Annotated in this window: 21 protein-coding genes and 1 tRNA gene; 11 read left to right on the plus strand and 11 right to left on the minus strand. The window is 56.9% G+C overall.

All coding sequences use genetic code 11. The features are described 5' to 3' along the window. Positions 1 to 47 precede the first annotated feature (47 nt). Positions 48 to 599, plus strand: a complete 552-nt coding sequence (locus B2310_RS09810) for a pseudouridine synthase (RefSeq protein WP_173365756.1) — start codon at positions 48 to 50, stop codon at positions 597 to 599. Here the strand turns inward: B2310_RS09810 and B2310_RS09815 are convergent. Beyond that, positions 596 to 1504: a lysophospholipid acyltransferase family protein gene (locus B2310_RS09815; protein WP_290731007.1), complete on the minus strand. Its 909-nt coding sequence runs from the start codon at positions 1502 to 1504 to the stop codon at positions 596 to 598. The genes B2310_RS09810 and B2310_RS09815 overlap by 4 nt on opposite strands. Positions 1505 to 1600: 96 nt before the next feature. Here B2310_RS09815 and cysK point away from each other — a divergent pair, with 96 nt between their 5' ends. Together cysK and putP are read left to right on the plus strand one after the other, a co-directional pair. Then, the gene (gene cysK, locus B2310_RS09820; RefSeq protein WP_290731009.1) at positions 1601 to 2524 is read left to right on the plus strand and encodes a cysteine synthase A; all 924 of its coding nucleotides are present in this window, start codon (positions 1601 to 1603) and stop codon (positions 2522 to 2524) included. 53 nt (positions 2525 to 2577) lie between these two features. Further along, positions 2578 to 4119, plus strand: a complete 1542-nt coding sequence (putP, locus tag B2310_RS09825; protein WP_290731012.1) for a sodium/proline symporter PutP — start codon at positions 2578 to 2580, stop codon at positions 4117 to 4119. Positions 4120 to 4226: 107 nt separating this feature from the next. On the opposite strand, the gene B2310_RS09830 is transcribed toward putP, so the two are convergent. After that, complete coding sequence (locus tag B2310_RS09830; RefSeq protein ID WP_290731015.1) at positions 4227 to 5084, minus strand: hypothetical protein; 858 nt, start codon at positions 5082 to 5084, stop codon at positions 4227 to 4229. 16 nt (positions 5085 to 5100) lie between these two features. Beyond that, positions 5101 to 7662, minus strand: coding sequence for a VPS10 domain-containing protein (locus tag B2310_RS09835; protein ID WP_290731019.1), 2562 nt, complete (start codon positions 7660 to 7662; stop codon positions 5101 to 5103). A gap of 191 nt (positions 7663 to 7853) precedes the next feature. Between B2310_RS09835 and B2310_RS09840 the strand changes: the two genes are divergently transcribed. Beyond that, positions 7854 to 7926 (plus strand) — tRNA-Gly (locus tag B2310_RS09840). 264 nt (positions 7927 to 8190) lie between these two features. Beyond that, positions 8191 to 8775 (plus strand): hypothetical protein, encoded by a 585-nt coding sequence (locus B2310_RS09845; RefSeq protein ID WP_290731022.1) that lies wholly within the window; start codon positions 8191 to 8193, stop codon positions 8773 to 8775. Here B2310_RS09845 and B2310_RS09850 read toward each other — a convergent pair. Genes B2310_RS09850 through B2310_RS09865 form a run of 4 tightly spaced genes read right to left on the minus strand, consistent with a single transcriptional unit; the run spans position 8753 to position 12500 of the window. Next, the gene (locus tag B2310_RS09850; protein WP_290731025.1) at positions 8753 to 9658 is read right to left on the minus strand and encodes an HAD-IIA family hydrolase; all 906 of its coding nucleotides are present in this window, start codon (positions 9656 to 9658) and stop codon (positions 8753 to 8755) included. The two genes, B2310_RS09845 and B2310_RS09850, sit on opposite strands and share 23 nt — an antisense overlap. A 5-nt stretch (positions 9659 to 9663) precedes the next feature. Continuing rightward, positions 9664 to 10932 (minus strand): hypothetical protein, encoded by a 1269-nt coding sequence (locus tag B2310_RS09855; RefSeq protein WP_290731028.1) that lies wholly within the window; start codon positions 10930 to 10932, stop codon positions 9664 to 9666. Beyond that, entirely contained in the window at positions 10925 to 11587 is a 663-nt protein-coding gene (locus B2310_RS09860) for a hypothetical protein (protein ID WP_290722575.1), read from the minus strand. Before B2310_RS09860 ends, B2310_RS09855 begins: the two co-directional genes overlap by 8 nt. Before the next feature lies 1 nt (position 11588). Next, complete coding sequence (locus tag B2310_RS09865; RefSeq protein WP_290722574.1) at positions 11589 to 12500, minus strand: aspartoacylase; 912 nt, start codon at positions 12498 to 12500, stop codon at positions 11589 to 11591. A gap of 34 nt (positions 12501 to 12534) precedes the next feature. Between B2310_RS09865 and dusA the strand changes: the two genes are divergently transcribed. The 6 genes from dusA to rph all read left to right on the plus strand — a co-directional run bounded on the left by dusA (position 12535) and on the right by rph (position 18190). Continuing rightward, positions 12535 to 13560: a tRNA dihydrouridine(20/20a) synthase DusA gene (gene dusA, locus B2310_RS09870; protein ID WP_290731031.1), complete on the plus strand. Its 1026-nt coding sequence runs from the start codon at positions 12535 to 12537 to the stop codon at positions 13558 to 13560. A gap of 332 nt (positions 13561 to 13892) precedes the next feature. Then, positions 13893 to 14852 carry an ornithine carbamoyltransferase gene (argF, locus tag B2310_RS09875; protein ID WP_173380843.1) on the plus strand — a complete coding sequence of 320 codons (960 nt, stop codon included), beginning with the start codon at positions 13893 to 13895 and terminating at the stop codon, positions 14850 to 14852. Between the two features lie 68 nt (positions 14853 to 14920). Then, positions 14921 to 15892, plus strand: coding sequence for a biotin synthase BioB (gene bioB, locus B2310_RS09880; protein ID WP_290731034.1), 972 nt, complete (start codon positions 14921 to 14923; stop codon positions 15890 to 15892). A gap of 48 nt (positions 15893 to 15940) precedes the next feature. Next, positions 15941 to 16555 (plus strand): C40 family peptidase, encoded by a 615-nt coding sequence (locus tag B2310_RS09885; protein ID WP_290731037.1) that lies wholly within the window; start codon positions 15941 to 15943, stop codon positions 16553 to 16555. A gap of 18 nt (positions 16556 to 16573) precedes the next feature. Beyond that, complete coding sequence (locus B2310_RS09890; protein WP_290731040.1) at positions 16574 to 17425, plus strand: prephenate dehydratase; 852 nt, start codon at positions 16574 to 16576, stop codon at positions 17423 to 17425. A gap of 39 nt (positions 17426 to 17464) precedes the next feature. Next, a complete protein-coding gene (rph, locus tag B2310_RS09895; RefSeq protein WP_097036700.1) occupies positions 17465 to 18190 on the plus strand; it encodes a ribonuclease PH in 726 nt (241 codons plus the stop codon). On the opposite strand, the gene B2310_RS09900 is transcribed toward rph, so the two are convergent. From B2310_RS09900 to B2310_RS09915, 4 genes are all read right to left on the minus strand, one after another. After that, the gene (locus tag B2310_RS09900) at positions 18168 to 18974 is read right to left on the minus strand and encodes a hypothetical protein (protein WP_290731047.1); all 807 of its coding nucleotides are present in this window, start codon (positions 18972 to 18974) and stop codon (positions 18168 to 18170) included. The genes rph and B2310_RS09900 overlap by 23 nt on opposite strands. Further along, positions 18967 to 19800 (minus strand): TIGR02147 family protein, encoded by an 834-nt coding sequence (locus B2310_RS09905; protein ID WP_290722568.1) that lies wholly within the window; start codon positions 19798 to 19800, stop codon positions 18967 to 18969. Before B2310_RS09905 ends, B2310_RS09900 begins: the two co-directional genes overlap by 8 nt. Before the next feature lie 226 nt (positions 19801 to 20026). Further along, entirely contained in the window at positions 20027 to 20650 is a 624-nt protein-coding gene (hisH, locus tag B2310_RS09910; RefSeq protein WP_290722567.1) for an imidazole glycerol phosphate synthase subunit HisH, read from the minus strand. A 54-nt stretch (positions 20651 to 20704) separates the two neighbouring features. Then, a complete protein-coding gene (locus B2310_RS09915; protein WP_290722566.1) occupies positions 20705 to 21067 on the minus strand; it encodes a hypothetical protein in 363 nt (120 codons plus the stop codon). Positions 21068 to 21090: the final 23 nt, after the last annotated feature.

The raw sequence follows: 21090 nt of genomic DNA on the forward strand, positions 1-21090 counted from the left end.
AGAAAGTGTCAATTTTGTGACAAAGTGGTAATGCTATATTTTTTTTGATGTCCAGCGTCATCCTCTTCAACAAGCCCTTCGGCGTCCTGAGCCAGTTTACCCCCGAAGCGGGGCACCCGGCTCTCGACCAGTTCGGATTCCCACCCGGAATCTATGCCGCCGGAAGACTAGACCACGACAGCGAAGGGGCCCTTTTGCTCACGGACGACGGAAAGCTCATCAAGAGGCTCCTCGACCCAAAATTCGAGCACCCGAGAACCTACCTCGCGCAGGTCGAAGGCAAAATCACGAAAGAAGCCGTCCAAAAGCTCATGCAGGGCGTCACCTTCAAGGGCTACCGTTCCAAGCCGTGCACCGCCGAAATTGCAACCGAACCGGAATGGCTCTGGCCACGCAACCCGCCCGTCCGATTCCGCGCCAACATCCCCACTTCGTGGGTCCGGCTCACGCTTATCGAGGGGAAGAACCGCCAGGTGCGCCACATGACTGCCGCGGTCGGCTTCCCGACGCTGAGACTCATCCGCACCAGGATCGGGAACGTCGAGCTCGGCGACCTGCAGCCCGGACAGTGGCGGGCCGTAACGGAGAAAATCCTTTAAGCGGAATATTCCATGCGCGGACTTTTCCGCGCGTAGATTTCCGGATTCCTGGAATAGAACCTGCGATGAGTCCAGCCGTACCAGAGGGCTGGATTTTCTTTTATGCGGGATTCGAGCCAGGCGTTGAAGGCGGGCAAGACATCGCGGGGAGCGGATGCGCGGGGCAGCTCTACCGCATGGAGGACACGCAGCGAACCGCGGGCATCCTCCAGCCAGCAGATAAACACGGGCGTCTCGGGGCGGTGCCGGAGCAAGAATTCCGGAAGCGGGTTGTTGCGTACGGGCCTGTGCATGAACTCGCCCTCGAGCGCGCTCGGGATTCTGCTATCCTGGTCGGCCAGCAGACAAACTAACTTCTTGCTATCGAGCAGGCGCAAGAACTCCCGCGGGGTGCGCGCATCTACGCCGTAAGGGCGACCATCGACGGCCCGGATTCGTTTATCCAGAATGCGATTGAGCCACGCGGGCCTTAGCGGGATGTAGCTTGCCACCAGCGGGATTCCGAGGCGACAGAGCCACGGGCCTATCGCCTCATAGTTCCCGAAATGGGCCGTAAGGAATATGCCGCCGTTTCGCATCTTCTCGAGGACCGGCGCAGAACCTTCCGCAAGGGCAAAGTTCCAGCCGTCGATGCGGCAAGGATATGCGGAAAATTCGCGGGGCAACTTCTTGAACGAGCCAAACCGGAAAAGGATTTCTCCCGCATGGCGCGTGAGGTTGCAGATGAGCGTGCGGTAGAACGTTCCCGGCCGGGAAATGCGCAGCGGGCTCCCTTCACGGGGTTCCGCGCCATCCACGTGTCGCAAGTTCGCGTAAACCGTCCCCTTTTTCCACCCGCAGGTGCAAAGCACGAAACCGGCGGTTCGCGCGAACACTTTTGACATGATGGAACGGAGTACAGGCATAATTTGCATAAAATATACTTAAACGGGCGCGGCCGGCACACAAAAAATAATACTAGATTGTTTGCCAGCGCGGCACGTGTCGCGACGGAGTTTTTTATGGCAATTTTCAACAGCATTCTCGAAACCATCGGCAACACGCCGCTCGTACGCATCAACAAGTTGAACAAGGGCGGGGCCGAAGTCTACGTAAAACTCGAAAGTTTCAACCCGCTCGGAAGCGCGAAGGACCGCGTGGCGTTCAACATGATTGAACGCGCCGAAAAGGAGGGCAAGCTCAAACCGGGCGCCCTCATCATCGAGCCGACCAGCGGCAATACGGGCGTCGGGCTCGCCTACGTAGGTGCGGTGAAGGGCTACAAGGTAGTGCTTACGATGCCCGATTCCATGAGCATGGAACGCAGGCTGCTATTGAAGGCGCTTGGGGCCGAGGTCGTGCTGACCGAAGGCGCGAAGGGCATGGCGGGCTGCATCGAGAAGGCGAACGAGATTGCGGCGCAGAACCCGGGAAGTTTCATTCCGCAGCAGTTCGAGAATCCGGCGAACCCGGAAGCGCACTACCTCACGACGGGCCCCGAAATCTGGAACGATACCGAGGGCAACGTGGACGTGTTTATCGCGACGGCGGGCACGGGCGGAACCGTAAGCGGTACGGCGAAGTACCTCAAGGAAAAGAACCCGAACGTCTACGTAATCGCGATTGAACCCGATGATTCCCCGATGATTTCGAAGGGCGTGGCGGGTCCTCACAAGATACAGGGAATCGGTGCGAACTTTATCCCGAAAATCTACGACCCGAAGGTGGTCGACGAGGTGTACCTCACCAGCACGGAGAAGGCGGGGAATGCGGCCCGCGCGGCAGCAAGCGAAGAAGGCATCTTTGTCGGGATATCGTCCGGAGCGGCTCTGGAATGCGCGTTGACGGTCGCCAAGCGCCCCGAATTCAAGGGCAAGCGAATCGTCGCGCTCCTCCCCGACACGGGCGAACGCTACCTGAGCACCTGGCTCTGGACGGAAAAGTAGCCCGTATAGTTATATTTCAATAAACAAGTATTCGAAAATAGGAGATTCACCAAATGGTCATTACCGTATTTATCCTGTACCTGCTGATGATGCTCGGTATCGGATTCTACTTTTCCAAGAAGGCGAACAGCCTGAACGCCTACTACCTGGGCAACCGCGGCATGAACAAGTGGGTCGTGGCCATGTCCGCGCAGGCCTCCGACATGAGCGGCTGGCTCTTGATGGGCCTCCCGGGCGCCATCTTCGTGAGCGGTTTTTCCGAAGCGTGGATTGGCATCGGCCTCGTGATCGGCACGTACCTCAACTGGAAAATCGTGGGTCGCAGGCTCCGCAAGTACAGCCACTTCTGCGGCGATTCCATTACGCTCCCCGACTTCTTTGCGAACCGTTTCCGCGACAACAAGGGAATCATCCGCGTCATCGCCTCGATTTTCATTCTCGCGTTCTTCCTGTTCTACACCGTGTCTGGCTTTGTCGCTAGTGCGAAACTCTTCGGCACCATCTTCAACATGAACTACACCACGGGCCTTATCATCGGTGCGGTCGTCGTAGTGAGTTACACCTTCATGGGCGGTTTCTTCGCCGTGTGCTGGACCGACTTTGTTCAGGCGACCATGATGCTCATCGCCGTCATCGCCATTCCCTCGATTATCATGGCAGGTTCGGGCGGTTTTGCAGCCACCATGGATGCGGTGAACGCGCAGAACCCCTACCTGATGAGCCTGTTCACCAACGCCACCACCGGCAAGTCCATCGGGCTGATTGCGTTGATTTCTAGCCTCGCGTGGGGCCTCGGCTACTTCGGCATGCCGCACATCCTGGTGCGCTTCATGAGCATCAAGAACGCCGAAGACATCAAGTTCTCCCGCCGTGTCGCCATGACCTGGGTCACCATCTGCCTTGGTGCCGCCATCATGATTGCCATTCTCGGTCGCTACTACGTGGAAGCGAACGGCATTACCGTCGCCGACCCGGAACGCATCTTCATGATTCTCTGCCAAGCGCTCTGCCATCCGGCTGTCGCCGCCATTCTCATGGCCGCTATCCTTGCCGCCATCATGAGTACGGCCGACTCGCAGTTGCTGGTTTCGGCTTCGGCCTTCAGTAACGACCTCTACAAGCACCTGTTCCGTAAGAATGCGAGCAACAAGGAAGTCATGTGGGTGAGCCGCGGCGTGGTCGTACTCATTACGGTTATCGCGGTCATCGTCGCCATGCAGGGAGCGCCCAGCGCCGACGGCGCTGCACAGGGCAAGAGCTTCTTGGATGTGGTGATGAGCCTCGTGAGCTTTGCCTGGGGCGGTTTCGGCGCCACCTTCGGCCCGATTATGCTCCTTGCCCTGTTCTGGAAGCGTACCACGCTTCCGGGCGCCATCGCGGGCATGCTCGTGGGCGGCATCACCACCTTCGTGTGGAAGTTCTACCTCTCCGGATTCTCCGCCGAAATCTTCCAGATTTACGAGCTCGTGCCCGGCTTCGTGCTTAGCTTTGCGACCATCGTGATCGTGAGCCTCTGCACCAAGGCCCCGAGCAAGGAGATTCAAGAAGAGTTTGATGCGGTGGAACACACGCGCCTGAGCGATATGACGCTGTAATTCAATTGGCGCTTGAGCGCTGCGAAAGTACAAAAAAGGCCTGCTCACAAGCAGGTCTTTTCATTTTCCAGGGATCATCCCGTATGGGGATTGCGTTTCTGCCAAGCTTACTCGACATCCTTAATCGTGCAGTCCATGGACTCACCCGACTGTGAGGTAATCGTGCTGTCGGTACCCACAGAATAGATGAACATCGAAAGCGATGCATCCTCTTCGCGTAACGGGAGCATCAGCAACGTGGAGCGCTGGATATCGTAGTGACCTTCATGCTTGTTCACCACATTGTCGCCGACCGAAGTTTCATAGGCGTACGAACTGTCGAAGAACTTGAAGGTCCTCGTAGAATCGCCATCGGCACATTCATAGATTTTCTTCTGAATTGTTTCGGCCTTGGAGACCTTGCTCTTCTGGACAGCGACGCTAGCCTTAACCGCTTCGCTGTAATCGCCACCGTCTACAGAGTACAGAATTATGTCGTTTTCATCGGCATTGTCGGCTTCTTTGACGACAAACGATATCTTGAAGCCGGCGTCCATTTTTCCTATAATCTTTTTGACGGCATCGGTTTCACTATACTGCAAGCCGGCATTGTCTTTTTTAAAGCTCACCACGCCATCGGCAAAATCCGTATAGGTAACCACCCACAATTCGTCCGGAATGCGGAGGGCCAGAACGCCCTGCTTGCTGCCGGTCGACAGGTAGACTGTCTGGTCAAACAGTTTGAGTTCGTAGTTCTTCTGTAAATCGGTGAGTTCCGCTGCACGAGCCCCTTCCAGAATTGCTGCAGAAGAAGACGAAGACTTGGCATCGTCCTTTTCGGAAGAAGAAGAGTCTTCACCTTCTTCCACGGAAGAGGAGGATTCTTCTGCAGAAGGGGCCGCAGAAGCGGAAGAGCTGTCGTCACCGCATGCTGCGAACAGCAATGCGGAAAAAATAAATACGGGAAGAATTTTCTTGCATTTCATGCGCCCAAATATAGATTTACTTTATTTGGAGCAACTTGACCGAAAGTGGTTTGCCTGCAGAATTGAATAGCTTTGCCACATAGCGGCCCGCAGGGATTTTTTCAAGCGAGACGTGCGCGAGCCCTACCACCTGCTTGGAAAGCACCGCCTTGCCCGTCACGGCGAATAGCGAGAGCGTACTGCCCGCAGGCGCGGTCACATGGAGCACGCGTTTTTCCAGTTGCATCGCCGGCACGAAGTTCGCCACCTGGCGTGCAGCGCGAACCGTAAAGAATTCCGTACCTTCGGGCGCTCCGACAATCGTCCCGCGGCCCACGGTGCTCATGTACACCACGCCGAAGTTGTTCATGTCGCCCTGCACAAAGTTCCCGTTACCCGGGCCGCCGAACTGGTGCTTGTCGTCGTTGATGCGTTCGAATGTCTTGCACTTGTCAGTACTGCGGTAGATTCCAATCGGGTCGCCTTCCTTCGCGGCACCCCAGATAAATATCGTCTCGTAGTCAGCTCCTTCCTTGGCCTTGCCGATACCCACCGCAATGGCAGTCTTTGCACCTTCGCAGCGCGTCCAGTCCTTGCCGCCGTTCTCGCTGTAGGCAAGCCCGTTCTCGCTGAAGCCCTTCGGGAGCCACATCTGCGCTTGGTCCATCGGGACCCACACGTGGCCTTCCCTGCCCGGCACCGTGCGGATGAGGCCGCCACCGTTGTAGTATTCGCCCGTGGCGTCGTTCTGCAGGCGCGCGCCGTATTTCGCGAAGCTCTTGCCGCCGTCATCGGAGCGGTACAGGTTCGCCTGCGCATCCATCACGTAGAACACATCCGGATTCACGGGGTCCGCGACAATGCGCGAATTCTGCGTCTGCCCGCCGTCGAGTTCCACCGCGGTCCAGGTTGCGCCGTTATCTGCGGAGCGGTACGTGGTCGAGCCCATCTCGGGCCGGTGCAGCATCACCTTGCCGTCGGCAGAGAGCACCACCATGCCCTTCGGGCCCTTGAGCGTAGTCTTCACGCTGTCCCATGTCTTGCCCATGTCGTCGCTGCGGTACATCACGTTGTAGTTGATGCTCTCGTACTGGCCGTACACGGTAATCACGCCCGTGCGCAGCAGGCTACCGCTGAGCGGCGCGAAGGCCATCGTCTCGGTGGAGCCGACCGTCGGCGTGTGCCTCTGGGCGCTCGCGTTGATATCGGTATAGACGGCGCCGTCGTAGTCGCCAATCGCGGTCACCAGCGGACCGCCCGGAATGCTCACGATATCGAGCGGGACGGTCTCCTCGATGCCGCGGGACATGAACTTCCACACGGGCACCTTCGCGGTGATGTCGTCAGTCATGAAAATGCCGTTGCCGCTCGTGACCCACGCCTGCTTGTTGTCGAACGGGTTAATCTCGAGCGAACCCGCCCAGTGGATGGCGTTGCCCGGAATCCAGTCCGTGCCGTTCGCGTCGATGTTGATGCCGTCGCCGTAATGCTGCCCGTGAATCCACGTCTTGCCGCCATCCGTGGTCGTGTAGATGCGGTCGCCGTAGTTGTCGCGCTCCTCGCCCTTCGCGTTCTTCGCGAGGTGACGCCCCGTGTACTTGCCGAGCGTCGAGACCACGATGTGCTTCGGGTCCTTCGGGTCGATGGAAATGCCGCCGTAGGAACTATAGTCCTTCTCGTAGGTGGTGGGGCTCTGCTCGTGCGTCACCGAATCGCTCGGGGTGATATCTTCCCACGTGCCGCCCGCGATGTTGTACTTGTAGACCGCACCGCTGCTGATGTTGTGCGGGCCCGGACCGTCGGCGTAGGTAATGTACATGTCGCCACCCACGATTTTCGCGCGGTGGGGCATCAGGTTCGCAGGGCCACCCGATACGGTCTTCCACGTGGCACCGCCATCGTTACTCACCTGCAGGTTGTCCTTCGTTTCGGAGATGCCGATGTAAATCGTCTTGGTCGAGCCATCGGCATTCGTGCCCTGCGCCTCGTCGAACATCACGAAGCTGATTCCGTTCACACCGTTCAGGCTCGATTCCTTCGCGTCGGAAAGCGCGACCTTGTAGGCGCTCGTCCACGTCTTGCCGTAGTCGGTACTCTTGTAGAGGCCCTTCGTGCGGCTCCCGCAGAAGATGATGTTCGGCTTGTTCGGGTCCACCGCGAGCTTTTCGCCGGTCTGGCGACCCATGCCGTTGCCGTGGGCGAGCATTTCCACGTAGCTCGTGTCCCAGGTGGCGCCGTAATCCTCGCTCCGGAGCACGGCAGTCCGGCCCTGGCTAAAGTAGCCCGTCCCGCCGAGCACGTAGATGCGCTTCGGGTCGGTCGGGTCGAGCGCGAACGCCTCGGTGCCGTACAAGCCCTTGTCGTTCTCCGAGATCCAGTCCATCAGCGGGATCCACCTCTTGTTCTCGAAATCGAAGCGGTAGATGCCGCCCACGTCGGTACGCGCATAGAGCACATTTTCGGCCTTCGGGTGGAAGATTACCGCCGACACGAAGCCGCCGCCATCGAAGCGGACATTGCCCCAGTTGTAGTTTTCGGCCTGCGAGAGGCCCGCACCCGCCGCGACAAGCGCGGCACCCAGCATCAATTTTTCGAACATATTCTTACCAAACATAAAGGTACAACACCCCCATACACCGGATATGAAAATATATTATTGGGCTCCGGTGCGCCACGAAATGCGGCAAGGGCGCCCCAAAAGCGTTTATGCAAACACAACAAGGCAAAAATCGCCCCAAATTTCCAGAATCCCTTTACAAAACGGCCTTTTTTATTAAATTTGGAACACTCGCGGGAGTAGCTCAGTTGGTAGAGCGCGACCTTCCCAAGGTCGATGTCGAGGGTTCGAGACCCTTTTCCCGCTCTAAAAACAAAGAAGACGCCTTCACGGTGTCTTTTTTTGTTTTTTAGAGTAGGGAGAAAAAGGTGGCAAGAACCCTCGAAGAGGGTTCGGCACAAAAGTGCCGTGGGCACAAAGTGACCATGAAATAGGCACTTTTTGAGCTTGATGCGAGTCCCACGAGCATCAAGCCCGTAGGGTTGACAATCAGCCGCGCAGCGGAGTCTGATTGTCAACAAACCCTTTCTCCGCTAGAAAAGAGTCCACTTTTTTTTCTATCATTGTCGCATGCATTTCCGCAAATTCATTCCCGGGACCCTGTTCATCGCGCTGACGCTCTGTGCGACAACCGCCTTGCATGCCGAAGAGGAAAAATCCCTGTGGCAGCGTTTCGTCGACTGGTTCAAGCCCGCACCCTCGCTCGAAGGCGAAGGCCCGCTTTACGACGAGCTGCGCGAACTGGAAACCCAGATTGACCGCATCGAAGGACGCTACTCGCGCGAACGCAGGCCCGGCAACAAGACCCGCCTGAAAAAGGAAATGGAAGACCTGAAAACCAAGCGCGAAAAGCTTATCGACAGGATCCGCGAAGAGGAAAAGTCCAAGAAGAACGCGCAGGGCACCACGGCAAACAATGCAGCCACTCCGGCAAGTTCCGCAAGCAACGCGCCGACAAACAGCACCCCTTTGACAGGCGCTTCGACAGGTGCTTCGGCAAGCTCAGCGTCCTTATCACAGGCGGTCTGCGCACACGACACCGTCTTCGTGCGCGACACGGTCATCGTTCACGATACGTTGTACGTAATCGTTTCAGGTAAGCCCGGCGAGCAGCAGGCACCCGCGGATTCCGCTACGGTTCCAGGTAATAAGTAGGCCTCACGCCCAGCAGTTTCTCGTCGGCAGCAAGCTCTGCCGCCGGCTCATTGCGCCCGACAACAAGCGCGCTATCGAAACCAGCGACATACGCGCCGTACACATCCGTCCCGAGCGTATCGCCAATCATAACCGCCTTCGCGCCCGCGGGCAAAGTCGCGCGGACCTTCTGCCATATTCCGGGGAATGGCTTGCCGAAATATTCCGCAGCGCAGCCCGTTTCCCGGCGCAGGCGTTCGCAAAGTTCGCCCGAGACAGGCGCGCGAGTCCCGTCAATCCGCGGGGCCCACGCATCCGGGTTCAAGACCAGCAACAGCGCTCCGGGCCGGCGCAAGATAGCTACCGCCTGCGCGTACATCTCATCCGTCGCCGTCGAAGAAGAAATCGCCACCACGGGCGAAACCGGATTCTCCACGGCAGCAATCCCGCATTCGGCGAGCACGTTCACGCCCGTCGCACGCCCGATGTAATAGACCTCGCGACCGGCACCAAAAGGCGAGCCACCCGCAGGCAGGCCCGACAGCCAACCCTTCAGCAGGCTACCGGAAGAAATCGTTTCTGCGACAGTGAAATCGAACCCGCGGGCATCCGCCTCTTCGGCGAGGGCCTGGTCCAGGTTCGACGCCGCATTCGTGACCAGTCGGATTTGCTTTCCTGCACGCCTCAGCGCGCCAAACCACTCCTTCGCGCCCGGGTACACGAAGTCGCCACGGTTGTACAGCGTGCCGTAACCGTCAAAGCAGAAGGCATCGTACTTATCGATAATGTCGGAGAGGCGCACGTGAACAGGTTCCCCCGCAGGACGAGTGCTACCGGCAAACGCGCCCGACTTTTCAACAAGCGCGCGGTACCGCCCGTATATTTCGAGTTCGAGTGCTTCCATGCAAACTAACGGCGCTTGACGCCGAACACCCGCGAGAGGTTTTCCGGTTGCAGGTCGCTTCGGTAAATCACCTTGCCCCCGTATTCAACGGCAGCAAAAATATTCGCGATATATGCGCCCGTCGATACGCGGCGATGGTGCATGTCCATCAGGTTCCACCGCAGCGAGAGGAACGTAGGCTTGTGTTCGAACCTCGAGTCGCTCCCCTTTATTTCGTAGGATGTCCCCACAACATACGCTCCGAGATTCGTATAGATCCGGACACTGTAGGTAATCTTCAGTTTCGAAAGATCAAGGGGGGCATTTGTCTCCATCTTTTCTGCATTACGGATGGCATCTTCAAAACTCTGCCCGAGAACTTCCATTGTCATCCGCCACCTGTGGTAGCCATCATTCTGCTCTTCCTCTTCCGACAAGAAGTCCAGTTCGAAAATCGGCTGGTCATCTGCAACCGAGGTTTCCTCGTCCTCGACAAGTTCCGTCACATTCAGCAGGAACGGATAGAAACCATCCACCTCCACGAACCTGCCATTCTTCAACACGGTATTCGACGAGGTATCCTTGATGCAACCGCTGGTTAGGCGAAGGGAGTCTCCGGGAGAAAGCCTCACATTGAGCGAAAGGTCCTTGTCAAATATGAACAGCGCCTTAGTGGCCAGCTGGCTCCACTCTACCGAAGATGCAGGCAGGTAGCGCACCGTCGAATCGCCAGTCTTCTTGAATTCCAGCATTGCGTCGCAACCGTCGACAGCCTCGGCCCACTCGGTAAAATTCACCTGAAGCGTATCAGCCCTGTTTCCACGGTAGCTCTTCAAATGCGCCTCCCGAATCGCAGGCGACATACCATCCCGCATTACCACATGAAATACCGAACTGTCCGCAAGATACAGATCAACCCTGCCATATGGCCTCACCGACATAAACGCCGAAGAGATTGTCGTAATGCGCTCAAAATTTTTCTGATTCACGCCGACCAACATCTGCCGTACGTTCGTCGTATCAAGCCGCATATCCGCAGGGAACGCAACAAAGTGGGAAATCAAGCCCGTCGTGTCAACCCAGGTATAAGTGAGGCTGTCGATTTTTTCGTCAATATAGTCCTGGCTTATTGCCCCCAGGAACCTTACGACAATCCGGTCCATGCGACCGTCACCGTCGGTATCGCGGAAAAAGTTCTGCTTGGAGCTCGGCGGAATCGGATTCTGGATAAACGCCGCAAACGCCCCACTGCACAGCAGGGCAACCGCAAGACATATTTCCAGAACCTTACGCATCACTCCTTAATATACCATAATCTCGGCCTTCAACGGGAATCACCAGCTGCATCTTGGCCAAAGTTTTGATGTATTTCTGGAAAACGGCCTTGAAATCCTCGCCCAGCACCTCCTCGTCGTCGTTATCGAGGTTGTAGGCGACGTAACTTCCGTCCGCAAAAATGGAAATACAGCAGTCCCAGGTGATGTCGCCTTCCAGTTCTTCCTGGTCGTCGTCTCGGTCCTGGCTTTCGAGCATGAGCATCGGGCGCGGAGCCGGGATAGCCTCCGCATGGCCGTTCTCGTAGACAAAGTAATTGCGGCTGATGAGTTCGTGTTCGAGCGCCATCGTGGAGGGCTCGCGTTCAAACTCGCCACGCAAGCGGCGGATGTTTCCGAGGTCATCCTCGTAGGGGTCCTCGAAATCCTTCGGGAGCACAATCTGGTAGTAGTCGAACTGCTTGCCGCTCGCCGCATAGTTGTCGAGCCAGGCCTGCGGCGGTTCGGGGCGCAACGTCAAGAAGTCCTCGAAAGAATCGAGAATGTCGTGAAGGCGGGATTCCCAACCCTCGCCCCTCTGGGCTTCAATCAACTGCATCAGGTTACCCAGGCGCTCTTCGCCCGGGATGGAAGTGAGTTCCTCTCCCGGCACGCCACTCATGTCAAATTCAGCCATATTACCATTCCTCCACGCTCTTTACGGTCAGGCTCATCGCAATGTCCTTCTCGTAGTAAGCGGGTTCATTGATGAAGATGGGCCACACGCTCTCGCGCCCGTCGGCCTCGCCTTCGTACAAAATGTCCTTCCCGTCGAAGGTGCGGAACAGTTTGTCGCCCTTCTTAAGTTCGCGATAATCCGCCCCAAGCAAATCGGGGTGGATCATCGCCTCGATGGGGGCGCCCGCCCATGCCTTCGGGTAACCGAGGTCGCGCAACTGCGTGTAGACTTCCACCTGGATAGGGGAGCGCTTCTGCAGTTCCCCGCGGTTCCATTCGTCCGCAAGTTCTAGGTAACGCTTCACCAGTTTTTCCGCCTGTTCAAAGAGGCGGGCATCCAGCGTGCCGTGCTGCTGCGGGCCAATTTCAATGCACACGTCCGCCTTCGCGACCGTGCCAAAGTAGGGCGACGCACTGCGCTCCTCCGGCTGGTAGTAAATCCAGGCGTCATCGAATTCCTGCGTCAAGACGGCGGAGGCCTTCATCGTGAACGGGTCACGCGCCGAAAGAATCAGGCACAGCCCCATGTTCGAGCCCGTGTTGTGCACGTCGAGCAACAGGTCGGTCTTCGTGTTTGCGCCCTTCGGACCGTAAATGCGGTTCAGTTCGCGCGCACGCCTAAACTCGTACTGTTGCGGTTCAAGAGAAGCGTCGAGACAGACCTGCGAAAAGGAACGGTTCAAATCAAAATCGCGATAACGCCGGTTAAGCCGCATGGCCTCCGGGTTCGCAAGTACCAGCGAAACATCTGCGCTGGGGCAGCACGCGCCGTAGCATTCGGGGCACGCCATCCACTTCTCGACCAAGCGAACACCCGTCCGCTCGTTTCCGTGCGTCCCGCCAGCAACGACAATTTTGCGAATTAAGCTCATGTAATATATTATAGTAATTTCTACATTTGCGCGCATGGACCTGGACTTCAACCGCAAGCTTTCCATCGCGCCGATGCTCGACTGCACCGACCGTCACGAGCGCTACTTTCTGCGCCTGATTTCAAAGCATATCTTGCTCTACAGCGAGATGGTTGTCGCAAACGCGGTGCTCCACGCAAAGCCGGAACAGTTCCTCGGGCACGAAGCCTTCGAGCACCCCGCAGTTCTGCAGCTCGGGGGCAGCAACCCGGCCGACCTCGCGCAGGCAAGCAAGCTCGTGGAAACCGCGGGTTTCCAGGAAGTGAACCTGAACTGCGGATGCCCTTCCGACCGCGTGCAGAACGGGAACTTCGGGGCTTGCCTCATGAAGGATAAGAACCTCGTGGCCGACTGCTTCAAGGCCATGCGGGACGCAGTTTCCATTCCCGTCTCCATCAAGTGCCGCATCGGGGTCGACGAGTTCGACAGCTGGGAATTCTTCACTGATTTTGTACAAACTATCAGCAATGCAGGTTGCAGGGTTTTCATCGTACATGCGCGCAAGGCCTGGCTCCAGGGACTCAGCCCCAAGGAGAACCGCGAGGTCCCGCCGCTGCACTACGACTTCGTGCACCGCCTCAAGGCCGAGATGCCAGGCCTGAACATCAGCATCAACGGCGGCATCAAGACGCTCGACCAGGTGGAAGAGCAACTGCAGGACCTGGACGGAGTGATGGTCGGACGCGAAGCGTACGAGAACCCGTGGTTCCTGCACGACGCCGACGAACGGATTTTTAACGACCTGCGACCGGCGAGCGACAACCCCGCAGACATTATCGCCGGCAAGGCACGCCCCGCCACCCGCAAGGCGCTGCTCGAGGCCTACCTCCCCTACGTGGAGAAGCAGACCGCCGAAGGCTGCCCCGCGACCATCCTCGTGCGCCACCTGTACGGGCTATTCACCGGACTCCCCGGCGCCCGCAAGTTCCGCCAGATGCTGAGCAACAACGCCCCGCGCGCCGCACAGTTCGGCGGGGCCGCGGCACTTATCCGCCAGGCGATGGACCAGGTAACCGAGTAATTTGCGTTTTTCGGTAAAAAACAGCCCCGTCCGCACCCCCTAGTCTGCCCTAAAATCCCTCTTTCCCCTTGACAAGAGGCCAAAAATTTTCTCTATTTGGGGGCACATTTTTAAGTTTAACCTTTAACGGAGATACAACCATGCCTTGCGGAAAGAAAAGAAAGCGCAGGAAGATTGCGACCCACAAGCGTAAAAAGCGCCGTCGTCGTGACCGTCACAAAAAGAAACTTCGCTAATATCCGTTAGCATCTTCTTGTGATTTCCAAAAGACGGAGTGAAAAACTCCGTTTTTTTAGTTTTTTTGTTTTTAGGGCTTGCCCAAAGGAATCAAAATGATTGATCGCAACAAGCACTTCCTTCGCCTGATGGACTGGAGTGAAGAAAAAATCCTCGAAACCGTCGAAATCGCCTCCCGCCTGAAGGCCGAAGTTCACGCCGGCAAGGTGTCCGACCGTCTGCACGGCCAGAACATCGCCATGTTCTTCGAGAAACCCTCGCTGCGCACCATCACCACGTTCCAGGTGGGCATGAACCAGCTCGGCGGCCACGCCGTGCTCCTCGCCCCGGATTCAATCGGGCTCGGCAAGCGCGAAAGCGTGAAGGACGTCGCCCGCTGCCTCAGCCGCTGGGTGAATGCCATCGTAGTCCGTTGCTTCAAGCAGCAGCTCGTGGAAGAACTCGCCGAATTCGGTAGCGTCCCTGTGGTGAACGCTTTGACCGACGACTGCCACCCCTGCCAGGCAATCGCGTTTGCGCAGATGATTTGCGAGAACCTCGGCGGTTTCAAGAACGCCGACGGCAAGCCGAAGACTGTCGCCTTCATCGGTGACGGCAACAACGTGGCAAACTCCTTCCTCGCGCTCGCCTCCAAGGTGGGCATGAACTTCACGCTCGCCTGCCCCAAGGGTTTCGAGCAGCCGAAGGACGTGGTGGAAGAAGCCGCCGCCGGCCTCAAGAAGCACGGCTGCCAGTACCGCGTGTTCAACGACCCGAAGGAAGCCGTCAAGGATGCCGACATCCTCTATAGCGACGTCTGGGTGAGCATGGGCCAGGAAGGCGAAAAGGCCGAAAAGCAGAGCCACTTCCTCCCGTTCCAGATCAACGACGAACTCTTGAAGCTCGCTCCGGCACACTGCAAGGTGAGCCACTGCCTGCCTGCACACCGCGGCGAAGAAATCACGGACTCCGTGATGGACAACCTCGACGTGAACATGAGCTTCGAAGAGGCTGAGAATCGCCTCCATGCACATAAAGCCGTATTGTGGCAAGTGATGCAACCGTTTAACGCTTAATAGCGGGAAAAAGTTAAAATTGTCATGCCCGCCTTGTGCGGGCATCTCCTTTTTTAAGGAATCGAAAAATGTCCTTCATTCAAGATCTTAAGGAAAAAGTTTTAGGCGGTTACGAAATCAACCGCGAGGAAGCCATTAAACTGCTCGACGCCGACCTCGGCGAACTCACGCAGGCCGCAAACGAAATTCGCGAGAAATTCCACGGAAACGATTTCGACTTCTGCTCCATCGTGAACGCCCGTAGCGGACGCTGCTCCGAAAACTGCAAGTATTGCGCACAAAGTAGTTACTACCACACGGGCGCCCCTGAATACAAACTGCTCAGCGCCGACGAAATAGTGGAAGACGCCAAGAAGAAAGAGGCCGCCGGCATCCCCCGCTATTCCATCGTCACCTCGGGCAGAACCCTTTCGAATCGGGACGTGGAGCAGATTTCCGAAGCCATCCGCAGGCTCAAAAAGGAGACGAAACTTTCCGTCTGCCTTTCGGCAGGGCTCTTGAACAGGGAACAGTTCGACAAGCTGAAAGAGGCCGGCCTTACCCGATTCCACAACAACCTGGAAACTTACCGCAGGCACTTCCCCGACGTGTGCACCACGCACACCTACGACGACAAGATTGGCGCACTCCAGAACGCCCTTGCCGCAGGTCTTGAAATCTGCAGCGGCGGCATCATGGGGCTCGGCGAGACGATGGAAGACCGCATCGACATGTGCCTCGACCTGCGCGGGCTCGGCGTGAAGTCCACTCCGGTAAACGTACTGAACGCCATCCCCGGCACGCCCTACGAGAACCTCCCGAAACTCACGAACGACGAGTTCTGCCGCATCGTGGCAATCTACCGCTTCATCAACCCGAAGGCGTTTATCCGGCTTGCGGGCGGGCGCGGCGTACTGGGCGATGACGGCAAGCGCGCATTCAAGAGCGGCGCGAACGCGGCCATCACCGACGACATGCTCACTACCGCCGGCGTCAACAGCTGCAAAGACTTCGAACTCGTGAAAGGGCTCGGCTTCAACCCGCACGGATTCATCAAATAGTGAAGAACCCGCTCCCCGAGGTTCACGTTTTAATTACATTTCGTAGCGATGGTTTCGCTTTCGAAAATCGCAAGTTTGGCGTTAGTCCCGATATGTGCGGGCCTGATTGGCTGCACTTTCCCGACGCGCACGGGCTACGACAGGAACATCGGCGACTACAAGCCCATTGCGCAAGCATCGGCAGAACAGGAGAACTCTTCAAAAAAAACGCCCGCCCAAACCGGCAACCACAAGACTTCCGCAGGAGACATCAAGCAGGCCGCCGCAAAGAAGTCTATCCCGGAACCGCCCGCCCCGAAAACAACCTTCGAAGAATACGCCAGCAAGTGGCTCGGCACGCCCTATGTCTACGGTGCAAATTCCACCAAAGGGACCGACTGCTCCGGCTATGTCATGCAAGTCTATAAGGGCTTTTTCAACATCGCCCTCCCCCACAACGCCCACATGATGTACAAGGACGAACGCGGAAAATCCGTCAGCCGAGGGAGCCTGCGCGAAGCCGACCTCATCTTTTTCGGAAGTTTCTGGAAAATCAGCCACGTGGGAATCTACCTCGGCGGCGACAGGTTCATCCACGCCAGTTCCAGCCGCGGAGTCATCATCTCGAACCTGAACGAGAAATACTACAAGAACAAGTACCAAGGCGCACGAAGGTTCAAGTAGCTTTCTATCTTTCGCACTATGAAAAAAATCGCATTTCAGGGCCGTCGCGGGGCCTACAGCGAAAGCGCCGCATATCACTTGTTCGGAAACGATATCGAAGTTGTCCCAATGGACACGTTCGAGCAGATTTTCCAGGGCATCGAAACCGGCGCCGTGGACGGCGGAGCAATCCCCATCGAGAACTCCACCGCGGGTTCCATCTACGACAACTACGACCTGCTATACAAGTGGCGCCACCCTATCGTGGGCGAAGTCAAACTCCAGATTTCGCATAGCCTGTGCGCGCTCCCCGGGGCAAAGCTTGCCGACCTGAAGGAGGTGCTGAGCCACCCGCAGGGCCTTGCGCAGTGCAGCCGCTTTTTCGGACGCAACCCGAAAATCAAGAGCACCGCGTTCTACGATACCGCAGGCAGCGCCGAGGAGGTCGCAAAGCGCGGCGATAAAACCGTAGGCGCCATTGCGAGCGCCTACGCCGGCAAGTTCTACGGCCTGGATATCTTGGCCGAAGGTATAGAGAACTTGCCGGGGGTGAACTTCACCCGGTTTTACGCCATCCAGAAGACGGCAAACCCGCTCCCGGAAACAGGAACGATAAAGACAACGTTGTTGTTCATGCTGAGCGATTCCGGCAAGTCCGGCGCATTGCATGCCGCACTCGGGTGTTTCGCGAAGCGCGACCTGAACCTCACCCGCATCGAGAGCCGCCCGCATCCCGACCGCCCGTGGGAATACATATTCCACCTCTCCTTCGAAGGAAGCCCGAAGGACCCTGCCGTCATCGAGGCGCTCGAGGAACTGCAGAGCTACTGCGACTTCGTATACCGTCTCGGGAGCTTTCGCGAAGGCACGACGGAGAAACTGAGTTATTAATTGATAATTGATGATGGATGATTGATAATTGGAGCAATTATGGCTTACGAACGTACTGACCGCAAATTCAATGAATACCGCAACCTCAAGATGACCACCGGCTTCATTTCGAGCGCCGACGGTTCCGTGCTCATCGAGATGGGACGCACCCGCGTCATCTGCAACGCGACCCTCCTGCCGAAAGTTCCCGACTGGCTCGCCGGTCGCGGTACCGGATGGATTACCGCCGAATACAGCCTGCTCCCGCAAAGCACGGGCAAGCGCGTAGAACGCGAACGCAAGGGCGCGAGTGGCCGCACGCAAGAAATCCAGCGTCTGGTGGGCCGTTCGCTGCGGGGTGCCGCCGACCTGGCCGCACTCGGCGAGAATGCCATCGTGGTCGACTGCGACGTGATCGAAGCCGACGGTGGCACGCGTACCGCGAGCATCATCGGCGGCTTCGTGGCCCTTGCCATTGCCCTCAAGAAAATCAAGGAACGCCTCGGCATCACGCAGCAGATTCTGAAGCACGGCATCACAGCAATCTCCGTGGGCGTCGTCTCGGGCAAGCCGCTCTGCGACCTGTGCTACGTAGAAGATTCCGCCGCCGACGTCGACATGAACGTCGTAATGCAGGACGCAAAGAATTTCATCGAGGTGCAGGGCACGGGCGAACACGCAAGTTTCGACCGCAACATGCTCAACACGCTCCTCGACCTCGGCGAAAACGCCTGCAAGGATATCTTCAAGAAGCAGATGGAACTTATTGGCGGAGAACTTCCCTAGTTCCGTCGTCAACCGATATATTCACTCCGTCAATATCCGTACTGACGTTTGACCCACCGGGACGGATTTGATATATCTCGAACGCGCCCTCGTAGACGCCACTATCCAGCTGGACCTCAAACCTGAGTTCCGTCATGTAATCGAAGAACGCCTCTTCAATCGTAATCGAAGGTCCGAATCCCTGCTGTTCGAATTCGGTCCAGCTCAGGCAGCGGAGAACCATATTGCCAACATCCTCCGGCTTGATGAGGGTCGCCTGCGGCAAGTCATACTCCAATTCTCTTTCTTTCACGGGCGACATGCCCATCTTCAGGACAATCGGCGCATCGGAGGTCAGCATATAGCAGGCGCCACCGGTCCAAGTCTTCATCTCGGAGAACACATCCGGGCCTTCCCCGGCAACACGGATTGCCACACCGAACTCAGCGCTGCGTCCCGCATCCGGCGCTCCCAGCATCGACAATCTCCTGTACGAGATTTTCATATTATCATCTTCGCCCCTTTCTATCTGCACATCCAGCTGGCGCTTGTCGTCACTATCGCCCCAATACGGCAACCAGTAAGGCAAGTCCATAATGCTGTTCTCTGGCGGTACCTCCGAGCCACTCGAAGCAGGCATTCCCGGACCGGACGAACTCGACGTTCCGGAGGAAGAGGACACGCTGGACGAAGAATCGTTTTCCGCAAGAGCGTTATTTTCATCCGTAGTTCCGGCGACATGCGTCGAGCATGCGACAAGGAGAAGCAGCAGCAAGCCGGGCAGGCACTTCAAACGCTCAAGCATCGTTTTCCTCCGGCACGGGCCAAGAAAGGGGAAACAGTTGCAAATTTAGCCTATAAACCTGCTTCACGTTTTTCGAGGAATTCGCTATCGTCACGATACGGCGGCGAAACGCATCCATCTCGCGTATAATTTGTTCGTAAGTTTCCCGATCGACGCCCATGGTAACACCCTGGAAATTGCGATCCGATATCGCAAAGTCGTCTACGGCCGCCACGGCGAATTTCGCCATATCGCGGTGCATGGAACGGATCGCCACGGGCATGACCTCGGAATCTCCCCTCAGCGCCTTGTCTGTCTGGGTGTAGCAGCCGTTCCTGTCCTTCTTCAGGAGGCTCACCTTGGTCATGAAGTCCAGGGACTCGCGAACTTCACCCGCCGAGATTTCCTGGCAGCAGCGTTTCGCGATGTCCCCGGGCTTCGCCCCCGGCATCACCGGGGCCAATTCGCGGACTACGGGATTCTTCCATGACTCAAAATAAGCGAAAGCGTCGCCATCGACTACTTTCACCTTGTTCTCCTTTGCTATGCCCAGCATCTCGTCGTACGCCTTTTTGCGGTCGTAGTCCGTCTTTGCATGCGCATACCTAACCATCGCACGGAAGTAATCTACTTCGTATCCGATCAGCCCCATGGCCCGGGCGGTCCGATCCACGCCATCGTTCTTGAGCCTTGTCTTGCCTTCGCAGACAAGCTTCAGATACGTCGGCGATACGAAACCGGATAACCGAGCGAATTCCCGCCACGTGAATGCGGAATTCCTTTTCTCCTCCTCATAGAATTCCTGCATGTAACGACGGTAATCCTGATACTCGGTTATCGGTTTCATACGTGCATTAATATAGCTCTTTTTTATTCGTTTGTCAATAGTCTACGATACAAAATTAACGATTTTACAAAGATTTAAGCACTTTTTTAGTTGTTTATAAAAAACACAAAATCCATGATACAAAAAGCGCGAAAACCAGATAAATTAGGGGAACCCCCTCAAAAAGCCTTAACATGAAAAAACCGGGCTACAGCCCGGAATTGTAAAAAAATCTTTCAATGGACGTCTAAACGTTCCAGTCGCAGAAATTTTTCAGCATGGCAAGGCCCACGTCGCCGCTCTTTTCCTGGTGGAACTGGCTTGCAATCAGGTTGTCCTTGCCGATAAGCCCCTGGAAAGTCTGCGTGCCGTAGGTCGTCTCGGCGAACGCATATTCCGCAGGCACCACCGGATGGTAGGAATGCACGTAATAGAAGTCAGAGCCGCTGCGGATTCCCTTCATGATCGGGTGTTCGCGGGTGAAGTTCACCTGATTCCAACCCATGTGCGGAATCTTGAGACCAGGTTCGTCCTTGAAGCGCACCGCACGCCCGGGAATAAGGCCGAGAGTCTTCACGCCGCCGTCTTCCTCGCTCTCTTCGAGGATAATCTGGCAGCCGATGCAGATGCCGAGAACCGGATTTCCCGCCTTCACAACAGCCTTGATGGCGTCTCCGATGCCCGTGCGGGTAAGCGTTTCCATTGCAGAAGCGGCGGCACCCACACCCGGAAAAATCAGGCGGGTCGCCTTCGCGATTTCATCCGCATCGCGGCTCGACTTCGCATCCGCACCGATATGTGCAAGCGCGTTCATCACGGATGTCAAGTTACCGGCGTTGTAGTCGACCACGATAATAGGATTTGCAGACATAGAGACCTCTCTTTGCATGCGCAAAGATAAAAAATTTAGGGAGCAGGGAAAGCGCTACGCATTCAAAAAGTCGAGTGCCTCGCCCGCAAGCTCCACGCAGCGGTTGCATGGGATGACCTTGTTCGGGCGGATTTCACCGCACTTGGTAAAACCCTGGGCGCCTCGCTTGAAAAAATCCTCGATGGCATCCGCATGATCGGGCTGCATCATCTTTGCCGCATAGAGCGCCCCGCAGGCGCCGTTCGGGGCCTTCCCGCCACCGAACGCACGGAACATCTCTGCCGCCTCAACAGCTTCTGCTTCGGACTTGCCTGTCGCACGCGCATAGCCGTAGGCCACCGACATTGCGCAGTTACCGCGGTGTTCCGCATGGAAGTTTTTCGAGATTGCCGCAACTGTATTCATCTTTTCTGCCATATTCGCTCCTTTAGGAGAAATAT

Source organism: Fibrobacter sp. UBA3629 (genome assembly GCF_002374005.1).
In the GTDB taxonomy this organism is placed as follows: Bacteria; Fibrobacterota; Fibrobacteria; order Fibrobacterales; family Fibrobacteraceae; genus Fibrobacter.